Annotated in this window: 27 protein-coding genes; 13 read left to right on the forward strand and 14 right to left on the reverse strand. The window is 37.6% G+C overall.

The features are described 5' to 3' along the window. Positions 1 to 98 precede the first annotated feature (98 nt). The 4 genes from HUV91_RS04340 to HUV91_RS04355 form a co-directional block, all read right to left on the reverse strand. Positions 99 to 701 (reverse strand): nitroreductase family protein, encoded by a 603-nt coding sequence (locus HUV91_RS04340; RefSeq protein ID WP_174492653.1) that lies wholly within the window; start codon positions 699 to 701, stop codon positions 99 to 101. 283 nt (positions 702 to 984) lie between these two features. Next, the gene (locus HUV91_RS04345) at positions 985 to 1,476 is read right to left on the reverse strand and encodes a hypothetical protein (protein ID WP_174492654.1); all 492 of its coding nucleotides are present in this window, start codon (positions 1,474 to 1,476) and stop codon (positions 985 to 987) included. Positions 1,477 to 1,581: 105 nt separating this feature from the next. Beyond that, positions 1,582 to 2,976 carry a class II fumarate hydratase gene (gene fumC, locus HUV91_RS04350; protein WP_174492655.1) on the reverse strand — a complete coding sequence of 465 codons (1,395 nt, stop codon included), beginning with the start codon at positions 2,974 to 2,976 and terminating at the stop codon, positions 1,582 to 1,584. Between the two features lie 148 nt (positions 2,977 to 3,124). Next, on the reverse strand, positions 3,125 to 4,129 hold the full coding sequence (locus HUV91_RS04355) for an SDR family NAD(P)-dependent oxidoreductase (RefSeq protein ID WP_174492656.1): 1,005 nt from the start codon (positions 4,127 to 4,129) through the stop codon (positions 3,125 to 3,127). A gap of 70 nt (positions 4,130 to 4,199) precedes the next feature. Here HUV91_RS04355 and tusD point away from each other — a divergent pair, with 70 nt between their 5' ends. The 4 genes from tusD to HUV91_RS04375 are packed head-to-tail and all read left to right on the forward strand — an operon-like array spanning position 4,200 to position 5,656. Continuing rightward, on the forward strand, positions 4,200 to 4,568 hold the full coding sequence (tusD, locus tag HUV91_RS04360; RefSeq protein ID WP_130073592.1) for a sulfurtransferase complex subunit TusD: 369 nt from the start codon (positions 4,200 to 4,202) through the stop codon (positions 4,566 to 4,568). Between the two features lie 43 nt (positions 4,569 to 4,611). Continuing rightward, entirely contained in the window at positions 4,612 to 4,962 is a 351-nt protein-coding gene (locus HUV91_RS04365) for a hypothetical protein (RefSeq protein ID WP_130073593.1), read from the forward strand. Positions 4,963 to 5,000: 38 nt separating this feature from the next. Continuing rightward, a complete protein-coding gene (locus HUV91_RS04370) occupies positions 5,001 to 5,285 on the forward strand; it encodes a DsrH/TusB family sulfur metabolism protein (protein ID WP_130073594.1) in 285 nt (94 codons plus the stop codon). 59 nt (positions 5,286 to 5,344) lie between these two features. Beyond that, on the forward strand, positions 5,345 to 5,656 hold the full coding sequence (locus HUV91_RS04375; RefSeq protein ID WP_174492657.1) for a TusE/DsrC/DsvC family sulfur relay protein: 312 nt from the start codon (positions 5,345 to 5,347) through the stop codon (positions 5,654 to 5,656). 19 nt (positions 5,657 to 5,675) lie between these two features. On the opposite strand, the gene HUV91_RS04380 is transcribed toward HUV91_RS04375, so the two are convergent. Continuing rightward, positions 5,676 to 6,152: a winged helix-turn-helix transcriptional regulator gene (locus tag HUV91_RS04380; protein WP_174492658.1), complete on the reverse strand. Its 477-nt coding sequence runs from the start codon at positions 6,150 to 6,152 to the stop codon at positions 5,676 to 5,678. Positions 6,153 to 6,512: 360 nt separating this feature from the next. Here HUV91_RS04380 and HUV91_RS04385 point away from each other — a divergent pair, with 360 nt between their 5' ends. Further along, entirely contained in the window at positions 6,513 to 7,088 is a 576-nt protein-coding gene (locus HUV91_RS04385; RefSeq protein ID WP_174492659.1) for a LexA family protein, read from the forward strand. A gap of 41 nt (positions 7,089 to 7,129) precedes the next feature. Here the strand turns inward: HUV91_RS04385 and HUV91_RS04390 are convergent, their stop codons facing one another. After that, positions 7,130 to 7,321, reverse strand: a complete 192-nt coding sequence (locus HUV91_RS04390; protein WP_130073598.1) for a hypothetical protein — start codon at positions 7,319 to 7,321, stop codon at positions 7,130 to 7,132. A gap of 342 nt (positions 7,322 to 7,663) precedes the next feature. Here HUV91_RS04390 and HUV91_RS04395 point away from each other — a divergent pair, with 342 nt between their 5' ends. From HUV91_RS04395 to HUV91_RS04415, 5 genes are all read left to right on the forward strand, one after another. After that, a complete protein-coding gene (locus HUV91_RS04395; protein ID WP_174492660.1) occupies positions 7,664 to 9,526 on the forward strand; it encodes an ABC transporter ATP-binding protein in 1,863 nt (620 codons plus the stop codon). Continuing rightward, entirely contained in the window at positions 9,527 to 9,976 is a 450-nt protein-coding gene (locus HUV91_RS04400; protein WP_174492661.1) for a MaoC family dehydratase, read from the forward strand. 93 nt (positions 9,977 to 10,069) lie between these two features. After that, a complete protein-coding gene (locus HUV91_RS04405; RefSeq protein ID WP_174492662.1) occupies positions 10,070 to 11,101 on the forward strand; it encodes an AraC family transcriptional regulator in 1,032 nt (343 codons plus the stop codon). Between the two features lie 78 nt (positions 11,102 to 11,179). Then, complete coding sequence (gene gcvH / locus HUV91_RS04410; protein ID WP_130073602.1) at positions 11,180 to 11,554, forward strand: glycine cleavage system protein GcvH; 375 nt, start codon at positions 11,180 to 11,182, stop codon at positions 11,552 to 11,554. Positions 11,555 to 11,739: 185 nt separating this feature from the next. Beyond that, positions 11,740 to 12,921 carry an MFS transporter gene (locus HUV91_RS04415; protein WP_174492663.1) on the forward strand — a complete coding sequence of 394 codons (1,182 nt, stop codon included), beginning with the start codon at positions 11,740 to 11,742 and terminating at the stop codon, positions 12,919 to 12,921. 162 nt (positions 12,922 to 13,083) lie between these two features. Here HUV91_RS04415 and pobA read toward each other — a convergent pair whose 3' ends face one another. Next, complete coding sequence (pobA, locus tag HUV91_RS04420) at positions 13,084 to 14,298, reverse strand: 4-hydroxybenzoate 3-monooxygenase (RefSeq protein ID WP_174492664.1); 1,215 nt, start codon at positions 14,296 to 14,298, stop codon at positions 13,084 to 13,086. 142 nt (positions 14,299 to 14,440) lie between these two features. On the opposite strand from pobA, the gene HUV91_RS04425 reads away from it, so the two are divergent. The 3 genes from HUV91_RS04425 to HUV91_RS04435 all read left to right on the forward strand — a co-directional run bounded on the left by HUV91_RS04425 (position 14,441) and on the right by HUV91_RS04435 (position 17,347). Next, a complete protein-coding gene (locus HUV91_RS04425; protein WP_174492665.1) occupies positions 14,441 to 15,250 on the forward strand; it encodes an IclR family transcriptional regulator domain-containing protein in 810 nt (269 codons plus the stop codon). A 137-nt stretch (positions 15,251 to 15,387) separates the two neighbouring features. Next, complete coding sequence (locus HUV91_RS04430) at positions 15,388 to 16,257, forward strand: sugar phosphate isomerase/epimerase family protein (RefSeq protein ID WP_174492666.1); 870 nt, start codon at positions 15,388 to 15,390, stop codon at positions 16,255 to 16,257. Positions 16,258 to 16,276: 19 nt separating this feature from the next. Continuing rightward, the gene (locus HUV91_RS04435; RefSeq protein WP_174492667.1) at positions 16,277 to 17,347 is read left to right on the forward strand and encodes a Gfo/Idh/MocA family protein; all 1,071 of its coding nucleotides are present in this window, start codon (positions 16,277 to 16,279) and stop codon (positions 17,345 to 17,347) included. Between the two features lie 71 nt (positions 17,348 to 17,418). Here HUV91_RS04435 and HUV91_RS04440 read toward each other — a convergent pair whose 3' ends face one another. The 7 genes from HUV91_RS04440 to HUV91_RS04470 all read right to left on the reverse strand — a co-directional run bounded on the left by HUV91_RS04440 (position 17,419) and on the right by HUV91_RS04470 (position 25,721). Next, positions 17,419 to 18,366 carry an aldo/keto reductase gene (locus HUV91_RS04440; RefSeq protein WP_107007658.1) on the reverse strand — a complete coding sequence of 316 codons (948 nt, stop codon included), beginning with the start codon at positions 18,364 to 18,366 and terminating at the stop codon, positions 17,419 to 17,421. A 124-nt stretch (positions 18,367 to 18,490) separates the two neighbouring features. Further along, positions 18,491 to 19,108: an NIPSNAP family protein gene (locus HUV91_RS04445; protein WP_174492668.1), complete on the reverse strand. Its 618-nt coding sequence runs from the start codon at positions 19,106 to 19,108 to the stop codon at positions 18,491 to 18,493. Beyond that, complete coding sequence (locus HUV91_RS04450) at positions 19,105 to 20,880, reverse strand: FAD-dependent oxidoreductase (RefSeq protein WP_130073610.1); 1,776 nt, start codon at positions 20,878 to 20,880, stop codon at positions 19,105 to 19,107. The genes HUV91_RS04445 and HUV91_RS04450 overlap by 4 nt, the downstream gene beginning before the upstream one ends. A gap of 11 nt (positions 20,881 to 20,891) precedes the next feature. Continuing rightward, positions 20,892 to 22,664 carry an FAD-dependent oxidoreductase gene (locus HUV91_RS04455; protein WP_174492669.1) on the reverse strand — a complete coding sequence of 591 codons (1,773 nt, stop codon included), beginning with the start codon at positions 22,662 to 22,664 and terminating at the stop codon, positions 20,892 to 20,894. Between the two features lie 4 nt (positions 22,665 to 22,668). Next, positions 22,669 to 23,514 carry a sugar phosphate isomerase/epimerase family protein gene (locus HUV91_RS04460; RefSeq protein ID WP_228257070.1) on the reverse strand — a complete coding sequence of 282 codons (846 nt, stop codon included), beginning with the start codon at positions 23,512 to 23,514 and terminating at the stop codon, positions 22,669 to 22,671. Continuing rightward, complete coding sequence (locus HUV91_RS04465; protein ID WP_174492670.1) at positions 23,501 to 24,322, reverse strand: shikimate dehydrogenase family protein; 822 nt, start codon at positions 24,320 to 24,322, stop codon at positions 23,501 to 23,503. The genes HUV91_RS04460 and HUV91_RS04465 overlap by 14 nt, the downstream gene beginning before the upstream one ends. A 43-nt stretch (positions 24,323 to 24,365) precedes the next feature. Further along, positions 24,366 to 25,721, reverse strand: a complete 1,356-nt coding sequence (locus HUV91_RS04470) for an MFS transporter (protein WP_174492671.1) — start codon at positions 25,719 to 25,721, stop codon at positions 24,366 to 24,368. Positions 25,722 to 25,819: the final 98 nt, after the last annotated feature.

The following is a 25,819-nucleotide window of genomic DNA, read 5'->3' on the forward strand; positions in this document are numbered from 1 at the left end:
CATAAAAAGAGAACTTGAAGTTCTCTTTTTTTATGATTCAACCATTACATGCTAAACATACATTTAAAAATGTTTATTTTTAAAAATAATCTTCAACTTTATTTAAACACTTTGAAACGTACAGCATCGTCAATATACGTTTTTTCAGCAGGCGCTGCTTCAACTGAACCAAAGACCAATTGTGCACGTAATTTCCATGTCGTTGGAATTGACCACTCAGCATGAACTTGCTCATCTACAATGGGATTATAATGTTGTAACGATGCACCTAGACCTTCCGTGTTTAAAGCCGTCCATGTGGCAAACTGGGCAATCGCTGTTGAATGTTCCGCCCAAATTGGGAAATTATCCGCATAGGATGAAAATTGAGCTTGTAAACTTTTTACAACATCTAAATCTTCAAAAAATAAAACTGTGCCAAAACCTGCTTTAAAGCTGTCAATACGAGCATTGGTTTTTGCAGCACTGGCTTCATCTTTACTGTAGGCTTGTAGTTTTTCTTTGACAAATTCCCAAAACTTTTCATGCTCTGCATTAAATAAAATCACAGCACGAGAAGACTGTGAATTAAATGACGATGGACTTTGTTTGATTGCCGTTTGAATCAAATCACTCAGTTGCTCTACAGTAGGTTTTACATCACGTCCGATGGCATAAATTGTACGTCTATTTTGAATTAAATCTAAAAACTGATTCGACATTATTGAAATTCCTTTGGTATTTCCTCGGGGAAATACGAGACCAAGTGCTACAATTATTTAGAAAAATTAAACAATCAATATCATCATCATTTGCCTTTTCTAAGGCATTATTAAAACAAAAAATATCTCGAAATACATGGTTAAGCTTATAAAAAATAAGCATATAAATTGCATTTAAAGTATAAAAGCACATAAAAAATGCCAATGCAGTACACAGACTCATTGGCATTTTAAATATTCATCAAACAACAAACGTATATTAAAAATAAGCACACATATTCAGTTAAAATTTAGCATTTAACACATTGGCTTTCACTTGATCCTTCCACAAATCACGCAAAGTCGGTAAATAGAATTTTTCACCAAGCTCAACTAATTCGGCATCAATCAAAGCATGAATCTCATGCATAAATAAATAATCTAACTCAACCGTTGAAAGCTGCTTTTGCGCTTTGGCAAATTCTTTACGTTTAGCTTGGGCTTTTTTCACCAATTGGTCAGCATAGTTTTTATCTTTAAATTGACCAATTGCATTTAAACGCAATTCAATCACACCCCAACCACTGAGTAATAGCTTAAATGTTGCAAAATCTTGCGTAGTCGATTCCCATGTCATTTTTTCCAAGTCTTCATCTGAAGGAAGCACAGGCAATAACAACTCCATGACACTTGGAAAAATCTTTTTAAAATTCAAAATAAATTTAACAGGATGTTCACCCGGATAATCCTTAAATTGAACATTTTTTTGAACATCCGTCAAATATATATCTAGCATAACCAATCATCAGCAATAAAATTCTAATGCGTATTGTACGCACTTCATTTCTAGATAGAAACTATTGCTGATGATTTCTGTACAGATTGTGATTAGTTATGCTGCTTACTTGGCATTTGGATGCACCATTTTTTCAGGTTGTACCACATCATCAAACTGCTCAGCCGTGACAAGACCTAATTCAACCGCAACCTCTTTTAAAGTTTTACCTTGTTTATAAGCAGTTTTTGCGACTTTCGCTGCATTTTCATAACCAATCACAGGATTTAATGCGGTAACGAGCATCAATGAGTTATGTAGGAAATAGTCTATCTTTTCACGATTTGGTTCAATACCGATTGCACAATGCTCATCAAAACTATTACATGCATCGCCTAATAGCTGAATCGATTGAATTAAATTAAACGCAATCACAGGCATATAAACATTTAACTCAAAGTTACCTGAGGCACCTGCAAAGTTAATGGTCGTGTCATTCCCCATGACTTGGGCAACCACCATGGTCATGGCTTCACATTGGGTTGGATTAACCTTGCCTGGCATGATACTTGAACCAGGCTCATTTTCAGGAATATGGATTTCACCCAGACCGCAACGTGGACCACTCGCCAACCAACGAATATCATTGGCAATTTTATTTAAACTTGCTGCCAATGTTTTCAGTGCACCTGAGGCAAATACAGCAGCATCTCGCCCAGCCAATGCTTCAAATTTATTTGGATTGGTAACAAACGGTAAACCTGTTAATAGTGCCAATTGTGCTGCGGCTTTTTCTGCATAATCTGGGTGTGCGTTGAGCCCTGTCCCCACAGCCGTACCACCCAGTGGCAACTCATACAACCAAACCAAGGCTTGTTCTAAACGTTTGATACCATTGTCGAGTTGTTGTACATAGCCGCTAAATTCTTGTCCTAAAGTCAACGGCGTTGCATCTTGTAAATGGGTACGTCCAATTTTAACAATATCTTGAAATTCTTGTGATTTTAAGTTGAGTGTATCACGCAAACGCTTAACCGCAGGAATCAATAACTCATTAATGTGTAATGCAGCTGCGACATGAATCGCGGTTGGAAATGAATCATTGGTCGATTGCGCACGGTTAACATGATCATTCGGATGGACAGGTTTTTGTGATCCTAATGGATTGCCTAATTTTTGGTTGGCAATATTGGCAATGACTTCATTACAGTTCATATTACTTTGCGTACCAGAACCTGTTTGCCACACCACTAAAGGAAATTGACTGTCCCATTGTCCAGAAATGACTTCATTTGCAGCATCCACAATATAATTTGCAAGCTCAGCTGGAATTTGCTTTAGTTCAGCATTGGTCATTGCTGCCGCTTTTTTGACTAAACCCATTGCTTGAATCATAGGACGAGGTAAATGTTCATGACCAATTTTAAAGTTTTGTATACTGCGCTGAGTTTGTGCGCCCCATAGTGCTTCACTTGGGACTTCTACATCGCCCATGGTGTCATGTTCAATACGTGTCTGCATACTCACCTCTTTTCAAACTGAAATAATGGGCATTGATCGATCAAAGCGTCAATGTCTTGATTTATCTATAATAAGCGGCAAAACCAAAAATGTAAATAATAATCATTATCAAGTAATCAATTCTCTATTTACCCTTTGTACTAACAGCCTAGCCATTGTTCAAGGTATTTTGATAAAACTTCCATTCGTCCTGAATCATGTTTTGCAATGAACGTTTTGCTGCCCATTTTAAAATACTTTTTGCTTTGGTGCTGTTTGAACCTATTTGTGCGAGTTCTTCATATTTATATGCAGCGTCAATCGTTGTAATCTCAGCAGCAGTGACTTCCTGCACACAAGTAATTAAATTTCGAATCGAACTTTGCTCACCCGCAATATCAAAAGCTTCACAAATATTCAATTGGTTTTGCAACCAAAATAAACTGGCATGCACAGCTTCACAAACATCCAACACATGCACAAAACTACGCTCTACAGTACCATCTGTGGTGTTTGCTTGGTCTTGGAGTTCTATAACATCTCGTTGCCCCGCAGCAACTTGCAACAGCATTGGGACAATGTTTTTAGGCAATGGGTTGACAAACTCACCTAATACACCATGTTCAAATGCACCGACAATATTCCCTAAACGTAAAATTGCAATACGCCATTCATTGTCAGTCTTACAGGTATCTTGAATAATCTCTTCAATCATTTGTTGTGATTTGATATAAGGATTTGGATACGAATAGTTAAAATCAAGTTGTTCATTCAATGCTAAGCTGGATTTTCCATACACCGCTAAGCTAGATAAATGCACCAAACTTCGTACCCCTGTACGCTGCATAGAACGTAATAAACTCATGATACAACTTACATTATCATTATAATATTCAAGTGGTTTTAGTTTGGATTCTTCAAGTGATTTAAAACCTGCGGTATGTACTACAGCATCGATTGAATATTGTTCAAATACTTTATTTAATGCGGGCGTGTTTCGAACATCGATTTTTACAAATGGAATATACATTCCTGCAATATATTCAAGGCGTTCTAATGTTTGTAAATTTGCATTGGCTAAGTTATCCACAATGACGACCTCTTGCCCCTGAGCAAGCAAGCTAATCACCACATGCGAGCCTATAAAGCCTAAACCACCAGTCACTAAAATCATTGTATACTACCTATTGTTATCAAGTGTAAATGATGCTGTCTTTATCATCTAATCTTCAAGTGAAGTTTCAATGAGTACTTTATTACTAATTACCTCTGCACCTACCTCTATTCATGCTTGGCATGCCTTAGGTTTAGCACAAGCACTACATGCAAAAAAGCAAGAATTTCGTGTCTTCTTTTATCAAGATGGTGTATCCGTTGCGAATCAATTGCAATGGTTCCCCGATGATCAACGAAATGTGTGCAGTGAATGGCAGAAATTAGCAATCCGTTTACCTGTCTGCGTGAGTGCTGCACTAGCACGTGGCATCACAGATCTAGAAAATGCCAAGCGACATCAAATCTCAACACATAATCTTGCTGAAGGCTTTGAGTTGGTCGGTCTAGGTGAACTTGCTGATGCAGTTGAGTCCTGTGACCGTCTACTTCAATTCTAGGATGTTATTATTATTTAAGTGTTGCAATTCAAAGGTAAATTGTGTGAAAACTGTACTTGTTATTTTAACCCAAACCAACCTCACCTCCTTGCAGGTCAATGAAAGTATTGCTGCGACCATGGTGCTTGCAACTTTTGGCAGCAAAGTCAAAGTCTTACTACAAAATGGTGCGCTCAGTTTACTAAAATCTGAACAGGTCTTTGATCAAGTGAAACATGCGTTTAAACTTGCTTCTAACATGTTGGATAGTTTTGAGTTTTACGATTTAACTCCTATTTTAGTAGAAAATAAGGATAAAAACTCAATTTTTGTTACGCAATCACAACAGGAAATTGAATTTATTGATTTAAATCCCCAATTTATTCAAGATTTTGATCATGTGTTGTATTGGTAATAAACGCTACTATTCAGTTTAAAAATGAGAAATTAAACATGTCACAACACACTTTATTTTTAATCCAATCGGAATTTGGCAAAACTTCTGCCTGTTTAGAACAGTGGGCAAGCATGTCAAACGCAAACGATGCAGTGGTACTGATGGGGGATGCGATTTTGTTCGTTCAAGATGCACGTATACAACAACACACTACCGTATATGTACTTGAAACAGATTTGGATTTGCTTGCAACACCATTGAGTCAAAATGTGCAAACTCTTACTTATGCTACTTTTGCAGACTTAGTTTTAGACTTTAAACGTTGCATCAGTTTAAAATAGTCTATTTCTCCCAATCAAAATGAGTAAACTCATTTTCGCTTAGACAGTTAGGCTATTTTATGAATTTAGAACTCGATCAAGATGGTCACTTAGTCGATTATACAATTTGGAATGAAGATGTTGCACAACAACTGGCACAAAGTCTAAATTTAGAATTAACCGCTTGGCATTTTGAAGTTTTACAAGCAGTACGTCAGTTTTATCACCAATTTGGACATTCTCCTGCGACACGCCCTTTAATTAAATTTTTAATGAAAAGTGTCAGCGCTGACATCAACAATGCTGTACTACAAGACAAATTTCAAACGGGTTTGGTTGCACGCCATTTAAGTCGTTTGGCAGGTATTCCTAAACCTGCAAATTGTTTGTAATCATGATTTACTCGTCACTTTAAGCCTGTTTCTTGATCATTTTTTGCATAAAATCCAGATTAAAAACAGGTTTAATCTGCTGTGCGTCTAATAACACACCACAATCTGAACAAACCAAAACAGGTTTAAGCACATGCTGACATGGACGATGTACAAAATGCACGATCGGTTCATGTGCGATATCCATCCATTGATTTGACCAATCCGCCATCGTCAACAAGACTGGATAAAGTGCTCGCCCTTTTTCAGTCAAACAATATTCAAAACGCTGCTGGCGATCGTTATAAGGCGTTTTTACCAATACCTGATGCTCGACCAAACGCTTTAAACGCGCTGATAAGATATGGCGTGTAAGCCCCAAGTTTTGCTGAAAATCATCAAAACGGCGCATTCCCATAAATGCATTACGAATAATCAAAAAAGTCCAACGATCACCAATCACCGATAAAGTTCGTGCAATTGGGCAAGGCTGTTCACCAATTTCATCCCATTTCATGAATGACTCAATTTTTTAGCTGAGTATTTACTGTAATGATCTCATGCTCTTTTTAAAAGTAAAATTTCAGCTTGAACAGGGTTATTTCAGTACCATCTGCTTTATTTTTATTACTCATTTGTACTCTAAGCACTCCATCTCAACATAATCAAACATGAGTTTCACATTGATTTTTATCATAAAAAAATAAAGTAAAATATAATGTAATGACATTGTATGACATATATCTGTACAAAATTATGAAAAATTCATTTTAAATGTTTTTTATATATCTTATTGAAAGTCAATATTTTTTAAATTTGATATTCAGAATTGATCAAGATAGACTTTGGCAAGACTGAGTTAATTAAGAATAAAGACATGACGAATTTAAGTAATTTGAGTACGACGAGTGAAGCAAAAAATGCACAAACTTCTACAGAAGAAACTGAAATTGTTCATGTGCCAAAATCTCAGGTCAATGAAGTAAAACAATATTTAACGAACAAAGCACAAAAACAAAAAGTACGTGAAGTCGCATCTATTGCTATTTTTGAATGTAAAAGCACAGCATCTATTCCACTAGCACAAAACAAAATTGCAGCTGGCTTACCTTCTCCTGTGCAGGACTACACAGAACAATCGATTGACTTTAACGAATATTTAATCAGAAACCCCAATACAACCTTTGTGGTCAAAGTAGCTTCTTTATCCATGCTAGGCGCAGGCATCGATGTTGATGATGATTTGATTGTAGACCGTAGTATCGAAGCAAAAAATCGTAATATTGTTGTAGCTTTGGTCGATAATGATTTTACTGTAAAACGCCTGATGATCGAGGGTGATCGTAGATGGTTACAAGCAGAAAATCCTGAATTTCCTGATATTCATTTTCAAGATGGTCAAGAAATGGTAATTTGGGGCGTGGTGACGCGAGTCATTAAGAATCTAAAATAAAATGCAGTTAATCCAGTCGTTATATAAACACATACATGACTTTATAAAAACTTACGCATTTGTCGGTCTCTTTGATTCAGTCCTAAAATCTTTTTACGATTTTGAATGTCTAATTCCGAGTATGGCAAATGCTGACGCAATTCTTGCATGGACAATGCATTGTGTTCAATCAAGAAGCAATCTTGCTCTGTTGTCCATGAATTCCGCTGTGTTTGAATGTTCGATTTCTTCATAGCATGATATTTAAAGATCTTTATTCAGAAATTAGATTGTTCTGCTATATTTTCTGCTTAAATCATCATCAAAGCAACTATTGTATTCTGCATTTACATAACATGCCCCGAGATAAAGACATTTTTTATCTCACATTTTTTTGCATCGCTTCTGATATTATTCTTTTTATAGTGTAAATTTTCAAAAGCCTTTATCATTGATTTAAAATTGCAATCTACACATGTTATTCTCATGATGTTTACACAAAAACTTATCGTATTTTGATCTCCCTATGCATATAAATATATGTATTTATACAACAAACTCAATTTCCTACAGACTTATGGACGCCACTTTTTTGTATGAATAGCTTCTTAAAATGGTTTGAAACACGTGTTGACCCTTATCCGAATGAAGGGCTAAATGAACCCTTACCCAAGACTTTTTTTGCCTTTGTTTGGCAGTCCGCTTATGGTGTCAAAAAGTATTTGGTTTTATTGATTTTATTCACTGCTGCGACAGCCAGTTTTGAAGCTATTTTTTTCTCGCAAATTGGGCATCTTGTGGATTGGTTAACGCAGTCTACACCTAAAAACTTTATTCAAAATCATAAGAATAATCTGATTATTTTATCTTTGATCTTATTTGCCAATATTTTCTTTGCTAATATGCAGTCGATTATTCGACATCAAGTTCTATATAGCAGCTTTCCAATGCGATTGCGTTGGCGCTTTCATAACTTATTGTTACGTCAGGGTTTAGACTTTTTCCACAATGATTTTGCGGGTCGCTTATCTGCTAAAGTCATGCAAACAGCATTGGCTGTGCGTGAGTTCTGGGTCATTTTGGGTGATATGGTGACTTATGTCATTATTTACTTCATTACCATCAGTATTGTGTTAGGCGCAATCTCCCCCATTTTATTGATTCCACTCTTGATTTGGTTAGGTTTGTTTATTACTGCCGCATGCTATTTTATTCCACGTTTAGGGGCAATTTCTAAAGCCCAAGCCGATGCACGTGCAGAAATGACTGGACGTGTAACCGATGCCTATACCAATATTCAAACAGTGAAACTGTTCGCGCATGCAGGTCGTGAAAGTGAATATGCCAAAGCCTCGATGCAAAAATTTATGGTTACCGTATTTCACCAAATGCGCTTAGGTTCAATGTATGAGATCTGCATTAACTTACTGACTTTTGTACTGTTCTTTGGAGTATTGGGTACTGCTATTTGGTTGTGGTTAGAAGGCTTAGCTGCGATTGGGGTCATTGCTGCGACCACAGCAATGATTTTAAAACTCAACAGTATGGCTGAGTTTATGATGTGGCAAACTTCGATGTTGTTTGAAAATATCGGCACCATCCAAGATGGTATGAATACATTAGGTAAGCCGATTCATATCCAAGATAAAGCAGATGCCAAAGCGCTAAACATTCAACGAGGTCAAATCAAGTTTGAAGATGTGAGCTTTGCATATAATAATAAAAACGTGATTGATCATTTTAATTTAGACATTAAACCAGGTGAAAAGATTGGTATTGTTGGGCGTTCTGGTGCAGGAAAATCTACACTAATTCAGCTCCTTTTACACTTTTATGGCCTCAACCATGGTCGAATTTCCATTGATGGACAAGACATTGAAGATGTCACACAAGATAGCCTGAGAAAAAGCATTGCTTTGGTGACCCAAGATACTTCCCTTTTACATCGTACTGTGGCTGAGAATATTAAATATGGTCGCCCTGATGCGACTGATGAGGAAATGTTTGAAGCAGTCAGAAAAGCCAAAGCCGCAGAATTTATTCCTCAACTATCAGACCTTCGTGGACGTACAGGTTACGACGCTTATGTCGGTGAACGAGGTGTTAAATTATCTGGTGGTCAACGCCAACGTATTGCTATTGCACGGGTATTTTTAAAAGATGCTCCGATTTTAATTTTAGATGAAGCAACCAGTGCTTTAGACTCTGAAGTTGAAGCAGCAATTCAGTCCAGTTTAGATGATTTGATGCAAAATAAAACCGTGATCGCTATTGCCCATCGTTTATCAACGATTGCGCAAATGGACAGATTAATCGTTTTAGATCAAGGTAAAATCGTTGAACAAGGCACACATGAAGATTTAATTCGCCAAAATGGCATTTATGCCAATTTATGGCAAAGACAAACAGGCGGTTTTTTGGTAGAACAACAAGGTATGAAAGAAAAGGATGATGAATAAATGTTGTATTTAGAAGATCTGAATGTAGGGGATCAATTTAAAAGCCGAGAATATGAAGTTAGCTTGGATGAAGTTTTAGATTTTGCCCATAAATATGATCCTCAAGTTTTTCATACAGATCCAGAAAAAGCGGTTGAACACCCAATTTTTAAAGGCTTAGCAGCAAGCGGCTGGCATACTTCTGCGATCGTCATGCGACTTTGGACAGAATGTTTTCCTGTCGCTTATGGCTTGATCGGCTCAGACTCTAATTTACGTTGGCCACGCCCAACGCGCGTAGGTGATAAAATATCAGTTGAAGTGGAAATTGTTTCTATCACTCCATCAAAAACTAAACCTGATCGTGGTATTGTGAGTTACATCACTCAAGCAAAAAATCAAAATGGCGATGTTTTACTGATTTCGACAACTAAAATTGTTGTTTTTAATCGAGATTTTCAAAACAATTAAAAGCTATTTTTTGTCTTACAATTTTTATGGTTTTTGATTAGAATCATGACAATATGCAACTTAAACACATATGTTGAGAGCAACGGATAGCATATGAAGAACACTTCAGCTCGCCAAGATCAGGGAATTCCTGGTGTTTATGGACTTTTATTACTCGATATTGTTTCGAGATGGGGCTACAGTGCCGAAACTTTTTTTGCGCCATTCCCTTTTAATAGCGAACAATTGGCTGAACCAGACTTTCGTATTCCAACGACAATTGCGAATGAATTGGTTAAACATGCTTTAAAACTCACGGGTGAAAGTACGCTTGGCTATCAAATTGGTACACAAATGCGTATTTCCATTCATGGTTTTATTGGTTATGCGATCATGACTGCCAATGATATTACTGACGCATTGGTCTTAGCCAATCGTTTTATTCAACTGCGTATGCCATTTTTACAATTGTATTTTTCTACTTTTGGCGAAAAAGCCACCTTACAATTGCAATGTGATATTGATATTGAACCATTAAGAACCGAAATTTTAATGGGTTTAACCTTTGGGATTATGACGATGGCACGTGCCTTAACGGGTATAGATGATCTCAAAGGTGATATCGACTTCGATTTTTCTAAACCTGAAGGTTTTGATAAATATATCGATAAACTCCAAGGTCGTTATCAAATGCGCTTTGAGCAGCCTCACTTGATTGCCAGCTTTGATAAATCTTATCTTGGTTTGAAAATGGTCAATGCAGATCCGATTGCCAGTCAAATTGCGATTAACCAATGTGAAGCTGAACTGTCTGCCATTGGGGAACGCCGTCGTTTGTCGATGCGTGTACGTGATATTTTGACGCATTCTGAACAGCATTATTTAAGTATTGAAAATGTTGCTGAACGCTTACATATGTCTGATCGAACTTTAAAACGTCAACTCGCTGCAGAAGGGACATCCTTTTCAACGCTAGTGGATGAAGTGCGTTATCGACATGCAACCTCGTTACTGTCAAGAACAGACTATACGCTTGAACAAATTGCAGATGAGCTAGGTTATAGTGATGTCGCCAATTTTAGTCGTGCTTTTAAACGTTGGAGTGGACGTAGCCCAAGCAATTGGCGCAAAGACCCATATCTATAGCACTTTTAAATCTTTTGTTTTGTAACAAAAACCTGTATAACACGTAGAAAAATAAAGTGAAACTTTTAAGGAGTGAGCATGAATCATCCTGCTGAATTAAAGTACGCAGCAACACATGAATGGGTACGAATCGAAGGTGATCTCGTTGTTACAGGTATTTCTGATCATGCACAAGATGCGCTTGGCGATTTGGTCTATGTTGAAATTCCTGAGGTTGGTCGTCAAGTCACTGCAGGTGAAGCAGTCGGTGTGGTTGAATCAGTGAAAACTGCATCTGATATTCATGCACCCATTTCAGGAACTGTGGTTGAAATCAATCCTGCACTTGAAGATGATCCTGATTTTGTTAATGACGACCCTTATGGTAAAGGTTGGATTTATAAAATTAAAGCAGATCATCTGAGCGATGTTGAAAAACTGCTTAGCAATTCAGATTATGAAGCAGGTTTATAAAATAAACTCTGCCATACAATGAAATACTATTGCTTAAATAAAAAAGGAATCGTCTACGATTCCTTTTTTATTTAATACGATCTTTACACTATACTCTGTTGCCTAATTGTATTAAAATTAACCATATTTTTCTCCATAAAAGACTTTTTAGCTCTTTTACGCCTCTCCCAACATTCAGGTTATTTATGTCAACTGTAAATGCACAACATTTATGGAATAAATCCTTTATTCTTTGTTTAGCCAATAATTTATTTTTATTTATCTTTTATTTTGCCCAAACCACCATTTTACCCATTTATATTTTAAATGATTTAGGTGGCAGCTTGACTCAAGCAGGTTTGGCAATCACTTTATTTATGGTCTCCTCCATCGCCGTCCGACCATTTAGTGGACTGATTATTGAAAAATTAGGACGTAAAAAAACATTATATATTTCTGAAACTTTATTTTGTTTATTTGCAGTCTCTTATTTACTTGCTGACAATTTCACTATCTTGATGATTATTCGCTTTTTACATGGAATTTGGTTCAGTATATTAACGACTGTCACAGTTCCGATTGTGAATGATTTTATTCCAGAAAAACGAAAAGGCGAAGGCATGGGATATTTTGTCATGTCAGTCAATTTGGGAATTGTGCTTGGCCCCCTGATTGGCTTAACTTTGATCCAATCAATTTCCTATTTAACTATAACTGCCATTTTAGCGGTAATTATTTGTCTAGGTTTTGCCTTATGCTTTTTTATTCCAATTCAGCAAAACCAAGCTGTAGCGCTTAAAGTTGAAAATAAAAAACTCAATATTAACCATTTTGTTGAAAAAAAGGCAATTTCTGTGTCTGTCATGGCAATGATCACTTCATTTTCCTACGCAAGCATTATGTCGTTTATTTCCACCTTTGCGGAAGCAAAACACCTACTCGCTTATGCCAGTGCATTTTTTGTGGTTTTTGCAATTTCGATGATGAGCTTACGCCCAATCACAGGAAAAATTTACGACCGTAAAGGTGCAAGTTATGTGATTTATCCTGCGATTGCATTATTTGCAGTCGGTTTAGCCATGTTAAGCCAAGTTGAAAATGTCACAGGCTTTCTTTTTGCCGCAGTACTGATTGGCATGGGCTTTGGTTCCGCCCAACCTTGCTTACAGACACTCGCGATTCAACGCTCGCCAAGAGATCGAATTGGGCATGCGACCTCAACCTTTTTTACCTGCTATGACATTGGTATTGCTGTCGGTTCAATCTTACTCGGCATGATTATTGCGCATTTTGATTATAGTTTTGCTTATTTACTGTGTGCCATAATCACAGCGTGTAGCTTGCTATTTTATAAGTTCGTGGTCAATCGAAAAAACGGCTTAAATTAATATACAACCAATAATTTTCAGTCGCTTAAAGCTGCACCATACGGCTTTTGAGCCTAATCTTAACTAAAAGTTCAGATCAATATAATCAAAAATTGAGGAAACAATATCTGCCGTGCCTTGACCTAAAAACCAGAGATGAACTCTGGTTTTTTTATTATGCATTTAGCTAGCTTTGGGAAGATTTTCAAACTTTTTTATTTCATAAGGTAAACCGACATAGTTTTCTGCCAATGTGGTTTGTCCTGCTTCAGAACCTAAAATATAAGCCAATTCCGCTTGTTTAATTTTTAAATCAAAGTCACTTTCAGTTTCAAAACGATGTAATAAATGCGTCATCCACCATGAAAAACGTTCTGCTTTCCACACTCGTTTTAAACATTTTTCTGAATATTCAATAATACCTTGCTCAGAATTATTAATATAATATTCAATTAATGCACTCGATAAATATGCAATATCAGAAGCAGCTAAATTTAAACCTTTAGCACCTGTCGGCGGTACAATATGTGCCGCATCACCAGCCAAAAATAAATGACCAAAGCGCATTGGTTCTGTCACAAAACTGCGTAATGGTGCAATACTCTTTTCAATTGATGGACCTGTCACCAAGTTTTCACGACTTTCAGCATCTAAACGGTTTTTAAGCTCTTCCCAAAAACGCTCATCCGACCATTCTTCAACGCGATCTGTCAGTGGTACTTGTAAATAATAACGACTACGGGTATTTGAGCGCATGCTACACAAAGCAAAACCACGCTCCGACTGTACATAAATCAACTCATCAGAAACAGGAGGAACATCAGCCAAGATACCCAACCAACCAAATGGATAAACTTTTTCAAAAGTCTTAATTTTATCTTGCGGAACACTTGCACGACATACACCATGATAGCCATCACAACCTGCGATAAAATCACATTCAATCTGATACTGCTGATCATTCTGTGTAAAAGTCACATAAGGTTGCGCATAAAAATCATGAATTTTAACGTTTTGTGCTTCATAAAAAGTGGTTAAATCTGCCTCGCGTCGTGCTTGCATCAGATCTTTTGTTACTTCAGTTTGCCCATAAACGGTAACTTGTTTACCCTGTGTTAAACCAGATAAGTCGATACGATGTTTTTCACCACCTGTTAAAATTTCAATGCCATGATGCGGTAAACCTAATTCATTTAAATGCTGATCCACACCTGCTTCTTTGAGTAAATCAACAGAAACTTGCTCTAAAATACCTGCACGAATACGTGCTGCAACATAATCTGCACTTTTTTGTTCAATAATAATATGCTCAATACCCGCTTTATAAAGCAGTTGCCCAAGCAATAATCCTGCTGGACCCGAACCAATAATTGCAACTTTAGTCTTTAAAATTTCCATTTTTCTTACTCCTGATCTTATGTCATTTAAGTTAAATTTTTTATGTGAAATAGACTATAGTAAAAAAATGAAATTCACCGTATAACGGTATCAATGTCCGTATAGCGGACAAAATTTAAAAACCTAAATATAGGGAAATAAAATGCGTTATGCACTTATTCACAATGAAAGTTCAGGTGAAACCATCACTCAAGATGATTATATTGCAAGTTTTGCCAAAGGCTTAAGTTTACTCGAAGCTTTTGGTATAGACCGACAAAAGCTCAATGCAACACAAATTGCAGATCGGACAGGCATGAGCCGAACAGCCGCACGACGTTATCTAAGGACTTTAAAATTTCTTGGATATTTAGAGGGTGACGATCATTATTTTTGGTTGACACATAAAGTATTACGTTTTTCGAGTTCATATTTAAGTTCAGCACATTTACCTAAAATTGCTCAACCGATTTTAAATATTTTATGTGCTCAAACCTCACTGACTTACTCTATTGTGGTCTTAGATGATCATGAAGTTGTACCCATTGCACGTAGTTTTTTACCCCAACAAGATATTATTCGTAGTAGTCCTTATGGCATGCATTTAGGCAATCGTTTACCTGCACATGCAACATCAACAGGAAAAGTACTCTTGTCTGCATTTAGTGCAGATGAACAACAAAAATGGTATGAAAAATATGAGCTTAAACGTCTAACACCATTTACAGTGCAAACTAAAGAAGACTTTTATGCTGTGTTAGAGCATGTTCAAAAACAAGATTTTTGCCTTTCCAAAGAAGAGCACGAACTTGGTGTTATTGCACTAGCTGTGCCTATTGTGAACAGTCAAGGGCAAGCCATCGCTGCATTAAACTGTATGTCTCAAACCCATCGTGTGACTGAACAATATTTAATAGAAAATATTTTACCCCTGTTAAGGAATACCGCTTATGAGCTTAGAATGATGCTATAAAATCATGTAAAATATTTTTGGAACAGTGTTCCAATTTTTTAAATAGCTTGCTAACATTGTACTCACATGGATGAATTTCGTATTTAAAGTTCAAGCAAAACTTTAAATTTAATTTAATATTCAAGAAGAATAGTACAATGAAAATTGCAATAGATGGTTATTGTTATCACCGACACTTTAATCAGCATTATCCACTTTTAGAGCAGGAAGCCGTTCCTCAACTTAATTTTTGGCAATGCCTTGAACAAGCAATTCAATTTCAAATTGAAGGAATTTCGATTGAAAGTTTTATGCTTCCTGATCCTACAGAAGACGATATTCTAAAATTACGTCAGATTTTATCAGCTCAGCAACTAGAATTGGTTTGGGCATGGGGACATCCTTCAGGTTTTGAAAGTGGGCAAAATGCGCAGGCACTTGTTGATTTTCAAAAGCATGCAAAAATTGCCAAAGCCTTAGGTGCAAAAACCATGCGCATTTGCGCAGGTGGGCGTAAAAGTCGACCTCAAGGTACATGGCAAAATCACAAAAAATCTCTCCTCCCTTTACTTGAAAAAGCAACTGATTTTGCAATACAGCATCAGCTCACACTGGCGCTTGAAAATTATGTTGATCTGTTGGCAGATGAAATCGTCGATCTGGTTAAAACGATAGATAGCCCTCATTTTGGAATTTGTTTAGATACTGCAAATAATCTAAGAATGTTAGAAGATCCGTGGCAAGCGATTGAAAAAATGGCACCTTATGCGAAAGCAACACACATTAAAGATATTCAAGCATTTCAAGGTGATCCTAAAACATTTGCATTTTGGCCCAGTGTCGTTTCGGGTCAAGGTTTAATTCCATTAGAAAAGACATTTCACTTGCTCAATCAATTGAATTATCAAGGACTTTTAGCCTTAGAAATTGATTATTTACATCCGCAATATACCTCTGAATACGATGCTTTTTCACAAAGCTTAAATTATTTAAAAAATCTCAAACAATCAGTTTTAAATCAACGCTAAGAACGCAAGGAAAGCAAATATGTCTTTAAAAAAAATCGCCATTATTGGTGCAGGTGTGATGGGAAAAAAACACGCTCAAACCATTATTCAACATGCTCTTACAGAGTTGGTTGCCGTTTGTGACCCATTTTCAGATGCGATGGCAAAGGAATTTGCTGTCCCAAATTTTCAAGATCTCAATGAATTATTTAAAAATCAATTGATTGATGGTGTAATTATTGCTAACCCAAATCGCTTCCATGTTTCAACAGCGATAACTTGTATGCAACATGGCATACCCTGTTTACTTGAGAAACCGCTTGCATTAAATACCGAAGAAGCCTTAAGTTTAATCAGCGAACAAGAAAAATTAAATATACCTATTTTAGTGGGTCACCATCGCCGTCACAATCCGATTATTCAACAAGCTAAAGAGTTGATTGAAAAAGGTATTGTGGGTGAAATCAATACTTTTAATGCACTATGGAGTGTTTATAAACCTGATCCATATTTTGATATTGAATGGCATCGAAAAGCGGGTGCAGGTGTTTTAGCCATCAACCTTGTGCATGATCTGGACTTAATGCGCTATTTAAATGGCGAAATTGTTTCTGTCCAAGCCATGACTTCTCATAAAAATCGTCAATTAGATGTGGAAGATACGATTTCAATTTTAGTTCGTTTTGAAAATGGCGCTTTAGGTACATTATTGGCATCTGATGCAGCCGTTTCACCGTGGGGTTGGGATCAAAATACTGAGGAAAATAAAAATAGTTTTGCCACTTCGCCTGACCAAGACTGTTATTATATTAGTGGTTCACAAGGAGCATTGAGTGTACCGAATTTAGAATATTGGAATTACCCAGAAAATAGCCAAAAAAGTTGGGCTGTAAATTTAGTGAAAAATAAAATAGAACCTAATAAACAAGAAGACGTTTATTTACTTCAGCTAAGCCATTTTGTTGATGTCATCAATGGGCAAGTTGAACCTATTTCATCGCCACAAGATGCGATTAAAAATATTCAACTTTTAGAATGTATTGAACAAGCAGCTAAGGAACAACGTACAGTTCATTTATCGTCTTTAACTCAATTACAAAAAACGGCTTAATACTGCTTAATATCACCCTCCTACATGTCATAAAAAAACAGGGAAAATGCCCTGTTTTTTTATTTTAACTCTCAAGTATTATTCGAATACTGACTGACTTCATTTAGACGCTGAAGATCTGCTTCATCAAGTTTTAAATTGAGTGCTTTTATAAATGAATCAATTTGTATAGACGATGTCGCTGAAGCAATTGGAGCAGTAATACTCGGTTGTGCCATCGCCCAAGCCAAAGCAATTTCAGAAAGTTCTGCCTGATATTGAGTTTGCAATTGATCCATCGTCTTTAAAATATTTAAGCCATGTGGATTAAAATAACGCGCTAACTGACGTTTTCGTGCTGAACCCTCAAGCTGAGAAATATCACGATATTTTCCACTTAAAAAACCCGCAGCCAAACTAAAATAGGTGATCACTTTTAATTGATTTTCAACACAAATATCACGATACTCCGTCTCGTATTGCTCTCGCTCCACCAAACTATAACCCGGTTGAAAAATTTCATATTTGGGTAAATTTTGACGATGACTGACCTCTAGAGCCTCTTGCAATTGTTTTGCTGAATAATTAGATGCACCAATTTGACGAATTTTACCCGCTTGAATTAATTCAGCATAGGCAGATAAGGTTTCTGCAATGGGTGTATTTTCATCTGGATAATGACTCAAGTACACATCGAGATAGTCTGTATTTAAACGTTGAAGAGATGCTTCAACTGCTTGTTTAATATATTTTTTAGATAATCCTTGCTTTCCCTCTGCTAAGGGCGCACCTACTTTGGTAATTAAAATTACTTTTTCTCTGTTCGAAGGTGTACGCTTGAGCCATTCACCAATCACTGTTTCTGACTCACCACCAACATGTCCTGTTACCCATGTCGAGTACATATCTGCCGTATCAATTGTATTTATACCGCGCTCAAGTGCGTAGTCTAATAAACTGCATGAATCCTCTTGATTGACCGTCCAACCAAACACATTTCCACCCAGAATGATTTTTGAAAAACTTATATCCTTTTTCATCTTATTTCTCACTTTTATTGACTTAAAATTTGTTGTGGTCATTCATTCAACTAAATTAAACATTTATATGTAAAAAGCCAGTTCAATTGAACTAGCTTTTTATTGCTCTAATAAAAAATATGAATTATTTCAATGGTGAAATCGCTGTAGGCAGTGCAATCATTGACTGCATTTCATGCGTTAACCATTGTGGACCGCCTTTTGGTGGCCAAATACCGTCAGCGACTGATTTTGCACGAACCTCAGAACGTTCATTCAGTGAAGCATATGGCCAAATACTCACAATGCGTGGATGCCCATCAAGTGCGTACATTGCAACCGTTAATTTTGAGTATTGAGTACGTGTAGGCACTGCATTTTTCCATGCCTCTAAAACATGTGGAACACCGCCATGCTTTAATTCATAAGTACGAATTTCATAAACTGGACCAAATTCGCCTAACTCAACTTCTGGTAAAAAGTCAAAACCAGCAAAATGTTCAACAGAATATTGCATGATATTTTCACTTGAATTAAATAAATTTTCTTGAGCAGCTAAATGTGCATCACCCGCGTCTTGATCTGCTTTAGACTCAAAACTACGTAATACAACAACTTGATTTAATTGACCAATATCTGAAAACCAGACCCCTAATAATTTCGCTTTTGCTTCTGTCTCTGCATGAAAATCTTGAATACCATTTGCAACACTTGCAGCCGTACCCATTTTGATCGTGATATTAATTAGTTCATAAAGTTTCATGCGGTTTTGCGCTCCTGAGTAAAATTTTGAGATTGAGTTGTTTGTGATTTTTCACACAAATTTTCATTTGTATGATTGTTTGAATCATCTTTGAGTTTGCCTGCTGCAAATTGTGCAATTCGCCAAGCAAACACCATTCCTGGTCCAAGCGTTGTACCTGGTCCTGGATAAGTGCCTTTAAAAATAGAAGATAAGTCATTGCCACAGGCAAATAAGCCCTGAATCACTTGATTGTTTTGATTGAGTACACGACCAAATTCATCACCTGTAAGCCCACCACTACTTGCACAGTCCATAGGGACGACAGGTAATGCATAAAATGGAGCTTTCTGTAATTTTCCTAAACATGGATTCGGTTTTACATCTGGATCGCCATTAAAACGATTCATTACACCGCTACCTTTACCAAAATCTGTGTCTTCGCCTTGTTCCACAAGATGGTTAAAACGCGTCACTGTTTGGTTCAATGTTGCGGCTTGAATACCCACTTTGGTGGCAAGGTCTTCCAGTGTATTTGCTGAAAATAAATATTTTTCTCGTAAAAAGTAATCTAACTTTTTCGCACCAGGTAAAACGAAGCCTAGCCCATATTTTTGAATCGCGGTTTCATCACAAATGAGATAAGACACCACTTTTTCTTTGGCTTTATTGGATCGAATTTGTGCCATACAAAAATCATGATAGGAATCAGACTCATTGACAAATCGTCGCCCATCAGCATTCACAGCAATCACGCCCGGTTTCGCACGGTCTAAAATAATGTGCGGCCAAACTGCTTTATAGCCATTTTTATGGGTATGAATTGAACATGGAAAATACAAAACACTACTGTCTACAGATGGATCAATTTTAGCGCCGATGTTCTGTGCAAAACTTAAACCATCACCTGTGTTTGAGGTCGGTGAAAGTGAGTCAGCGATTAATCCTTGAGGAAATAGTTTTTTACGTAATTGGGCATTCCACCCCACACCACCTGTTGCCAAAACAACGCCTTGACGTGCTTTCACCACAATCTGTTGATTATTTTTATTAATTTTTGCACCAACTACTTTGCCATTTTCATAAATGAGTTCTTGTAATGGTGCTTCTAACCAAACAGGTACATTATTTTGTTTTAAGTTATAAAATAAGCTCCCCACTAAGGCATTTCCCATCACTAAGCGAGTACCACGCGCATAGCGTAAACGTGACATAAAATAAGGCAGCACGACTTTCATCGTTGTCATAAAATTGGTGCCAGACGAAAATGGGTTCAGTAAAGCATTTAATTCACTACGATTCACCATCATGCCACCTAAACCCATAAACTCAGGACGGGGTGGACGCACGTATTTAAAATCTGTACCTAACACACGAGCATCAAATTCGGCAGGTGCCAAAGCTCGACCACCAAAAGCTTCTCCCGGTTGGTTTTTGACATAATCAGGATGTGCTAAACATGCATTCAGTTTCACCGTGGTTTTTTCATCTAAGTCTTTAATCATTTTTGGACTAGATTCTAAAAATGCATCGCGTAAATGTTCTCCGCCACGCTCGCCCACCACCGATTTAAGAAAAATCCGTGCTTGTTCAATATCATCAGGAACACCTGCTGCGACACTTAAATGCGACCCCGGCGCCCAAATCGTGCCTCCAGAAGTTGCGGTTGTACCGCCCACCTGATCTGCTTTTTCACATAACAGCACATCTAAACCATTTAACTTGGCAAATAATGCAGCTGACATTCCTGCCGCACCTGCACCAATAATGAGTAAATCGACTTGTTTTTCCATGTCAGCTTTTCCTATGTATTTTGTTTTTGTACAGATTGCGTGGATTTAGCATGTTGAACCAAATGATTTGCAGCCAAATAACCAAATGTCATGGCAGGTCCTAAAGTAATTCCTCCGCTTGGGTATTGACCTCCCATCACAGTATTCATGTCATTACCTACCGCATAAAGCCCATCAATCGGACGTTGAGTATTTTTATCTAATACACGCGCATCATGATCGGTGATTAATCCTGCAAATGTTCCTAAGCTTCCCGGTACCACTTGCACTGCATAAAATGGTCCTTTTTGTATCGGTGCAATACACGGATTTGGTCCATGATCACTATCCCCTTGCGCTTTTTGATACGGCGTAGAACCTCGTTTAAACTCAGGGTCTTGCCCTTGTTCTGCGTGCAAGTTGTATTGCGTAATGGTCTGTTTAAAATTCGCAGCATCAATACCACATTGTTGAGCTAAGTCCTCTAAACGATCTGCTTGTTTGAGATAACCATTTTCAATCCAAGGCTGCATCGAAATTGGAAAAGGTTTCACTGCACCCAAACCATAACGTCGGATAAATTTATGATCACAAATCAACCAACAATGTGCCAAGTCACCTTGATTCGTATGTTTAAATAAATCTTTGACAAATAAAGGATATGAATCACCTTCGTTGGTAAAACGCTTGCCATTTTTTAATACAGCGATTAAGCCCGGTTTCCCACGTTCAACCAAATGTGGAAAACGTCCTAATGTGCCATCTAAACGAGGCATTAATGACACAGGTGCCCAAGCGCCTGACCATGGCAGCTGCGTATCCACTTGAGCGCCAACCATTTCAGCAAGCTTTAAGCCATCTCCTGTATTGGTTTCAGGCGCAGCCGAGTAATGAGGTGTTCCTAAAGCAACATGTTCAAATAATTGTTGTTTGCGTTTTTCATCATGTGGAAATCCGCCTGTTGCCAAAACTACACCGCGTTTCGCTAAAATTTTAACCAAACCTTGTGGTGTTTTAAAAATTGCACCGACCACTTTATTATTTTCATAAATCAGTTGTTGCGCAGCATGATTTGCAAATAGTCTCACTTTTTGATCAAGTGCTGACTTGAGTAAACGCGCAACCAATGCATTACCATTGACAATTTGGGTTGAACGATGACGAAATAACAAATCTGCAAAATGTCGTAAAACACGCTTAGTCGCATACATAAACGAAGACACAGCATTAAATGTATTAATGAAATGTTTCATATCAGCACCAGATGCGATTCCCATGCCCCAAACTGTGGTTTCAGGAATTGCAGGTCTCAGCAAATGTAAATTTTTCCCGAGTTGTCGCCCATCAAATGGTGCAGCAACAACAGAACGCCAACCCACACGAGAACCTTCTATATCAAAAAAGTCTGGAACCAATGCACCTGCATTGAATTTGACCTCTGTTGATTTCTCAAAAAAATCGATCATTTCAGGTGCTTTTGTTAGATATTGATGAATACGAGCTTCATCATATTTTTCACCCAGTACATTTTTTAGATATTTTTTAGGCTGCTCGATAGGCTCTAACTGCCCTGCACGCTGTGCATGTGGCGTATTCGGGATCCATAACCACCCCCCAGATACCGCCGTTGTGCCACCAAAAACACTTGCTTTTTCAGCAACAATCACATCCAAGCCTTGAACTGCCGCAGTCACTGCGGTAGAAAGTCCACCTGCTCCTGAACCAATCACCAAAACATCACATTCATATTGGTCACGATTTTTTTGAGCTAGAGAATTAAACTCATGTTGAGTTGACGCATTCATGACATCACCCCGCAATAGCATCTACTTCAGCAAGCGCAACGAGTTGTTGAATTGCTTGCAAATTAATTTGAGCACGTTGCAGCGCTGGTCGTTTTGCAAGTGCAAGATTCGGGACTTCTGCTGCTAAAGTAATATCTTTCGGTAAAGCTCGAATCAGCGAAATCAAATCAATTTCACCTTGCCCTGGAACTAAACGATTAGAACGCGCAATTTTAATTAGACCTTCATCGCTTGGGTCATATTCAGCTAAACCATCACAAAGTTGTACGTAGTTCATTTGTGTCGCAGGCAGTGCTTTGACTTGTTCTAAAGTTGAATCTGAACGATCAAAATGCAGTGAATCAATTAATACTGCTGCATTTTTTTGTCCCGATTGCGTCACGATCTGCTGAGCATATTGCAGATTTTTAACAGCCGTCCACGGCATAAATTCAAGATCACAACTTAAATGATATTGCTGACTCAACTCGCAGAACGCTGCATAATTTTCAACTAAGCGTTGATGCTCAGTATCATTACCTGCAATGAGAATATGTTTTGCACCTAATAGTTGAGCAACTTCTAAAAACTGAATATATTTTTGACCATCAAAATCAGGCGTTAAACGTATAATTTCTACATCAGCAATCTTCACGCCTGTATCGGCTAAAGCTGCTTGCGTTTCACGAATTAATGTTGCGTCTGTTAAAATCGGATAGTCAGCTTCATTCGGTGCCGCAGGTAAAAGACGTAAACCGACCTGTGCATAGCCACATTCTGCCGCGATCTTAATTGCTTCAACAGGTGATACATCCGCAACAGTTAAAAATGACAGTGAGTACTGGCGCTGTTTAGATTCAGGCTGCATCATCTACACCTCCTGAACGTTCATTGTCAAGTAGAAAATTCACCATCAAATCACGAACTTGAATAAACATATCTGTACCTGTTACCGCAGTACAACCAAGCGCCAATGCCTGAGTCACAAATGGTGTTTTTTCTGGTTTAGTAACAACATCCGCAACTGACATGGTGTGAGTTAACTTGTCTAGCTGAAATGCTGCTGATGGATCACCATTCATGCCCATCGGGGTTGCATTCACAATGACATCAAAACCTGTTGGGTCATTGTCATGTGCAACAACCTTGCCTTTGCCAAGCGCATTTAAATGGTCAACCAATTGTTGCTGACGTTGTGCATCGACATCGAAAATTGCCAGTTCTGCAACCCCAGCCAACAATAATTCGTAGGCAATCGCTTTGCCTGCACCACCTGCACCCGCCAAAATGGCACGTTTATGTTCTAATTGAATATTTTTTAATTTAATTGCTTGTACCATGCCTGTACCATCTAGCATGTCACCTTCCCAACCAGCTTCACAGCGACGAATGGTATTCACTGCACCAATGAATTTTGCACGTTCTGTCGCTTGGTCACAGCACTGTAAAGCTGTAATTTTGTGTGGCACAGTCACGATCAAACCATCTGTATTGAGCATATTTTTCGTGTTATTTACAAACTCTGGAAAATAATCTGGATGTACATCCGCAGGTGGCACAATGGCATTTAAACCTTTTGAAATCAGTTCCAAAGTCACCCCTTCAGGTGATTTTACTTGTTGGATGGGATGCCCAACCACAAAATAAAGACGAGTCGATCCATTCAATTGAATACTCATAATTCAATATCCTTTTAAAATTCAGTAAATTAAAGTGTTTTTATTAAGCTTTTGCGTCGTCTAAAGCTCGTTGTTGCATACGTTGTGGTGAATAAATCATTTTCATGAGGAGTAAAGCTATGACCATCCCTGCGGCAGGCACACAGAGTACAAGGAAAATTTTACTTGCTGACCAACCTTGATTGAGGAAATAAGCACCAGCAAATGCACTGGCAACCGCACCTAAACGTCCAATACCATGCATCCAACTATTTCCTGTTGCACGTGCAAAGATGGGATAAAATGCACTTGATAAACCATTTACACCTGAGTTTGCACCATTCATCCACATGCCAACAAAGAAACACATTGCACTATATATGTAGAAGTTATGTCCCACTTCACCAATGAAAATCATGAAGACAATTGCGATCAGATAAGAAATTACCAAACCGATATGTGCATTGATTTTATCCATCAAATAACCGCAAGCATAACAACCGATCGGACCACCAAGTTGATAAATTGCAGTAATCATAGATGCTTCACTGATACTGAAACCAAACTCATTTGACATCATTGGCAACCAGCTTCCAAGTAGATACACCACAAATAAACCTGAAGCATATGTCCACCACAGTAAGAAACTACCAAGGAAATAAAATGGGCTAATAATCGTTTTAACTGGATTATCTACAGACTTCGTTTTTGGTTTTGGTAGTACAAAAACTTTGTTCGTTGTATCAAAATCAGGTGCAATTTTTTGAATAATGGCATCAATTTCAGCTTTAGGATGTTGCTTTAAAACCTTAAAACCAATGGATTCGGGCAATTTAAATGCCACAATCACTGCCAAGATTAAAGGTAATATTCCACCAATAATCATCATGGCATGCCAGTTATAGTGCGGAATAACCCATGCCGCTAAAAAGCCACCTAATGCTGCACCAAAAGTAAAACCACTTAAAATCAATGTGACCATTCGTGCATTTACACGCATGGGTGAATAATCAGTGGTTAGCGTCACAGCTTGTGGCATCACACCACCCATAAATAATCCTGCAATAAAACGGAAAATCATCAGTTCTGTAACATTGGTTGAAACTGCCGCAATGAGCGTAAAAAATCCAAACCCAATTAAATTTACGATTAATAATTTTTTACGCCCAAATTTATCGGCTAATGGTCCTGAAATCACGGCACCTAATGCCAGTCCGACCAATGCTGCACTCATTACAGGTGCTAATGCAGTTGTAGTAATTCCCCACTCATTTTTAATGACGGGTGCAACAAAACCCATAATTGAAATATCAATACCGTCAACAACAACGATCATTAAACAAATAAAAATAATAAATTTTTGTAAAGGTGAAATTCTATTTTCGTCTAGAAATTCCCTTAAATCTACCTGTTGCTGCATACACTTGCTCCCTTAGCGTTCACCTATTTCATTTATGCTGTTCCGTGCATAAATAGGTTTAAATTTGATTTAGGCTCTAAATGAACTGAAGACTTCAG

The sequence above is a fragment of the Acinetobacter sp. Marseille-Q1623 genome, from assembly GCF_902809895.1.
Lineage (GTDB): Bacteria > Pseudomonadota > Gammaproteobacteria > Pseudomonadales > Moraxellaceae > Acinetobacter > Acinetobacter piscicola_A.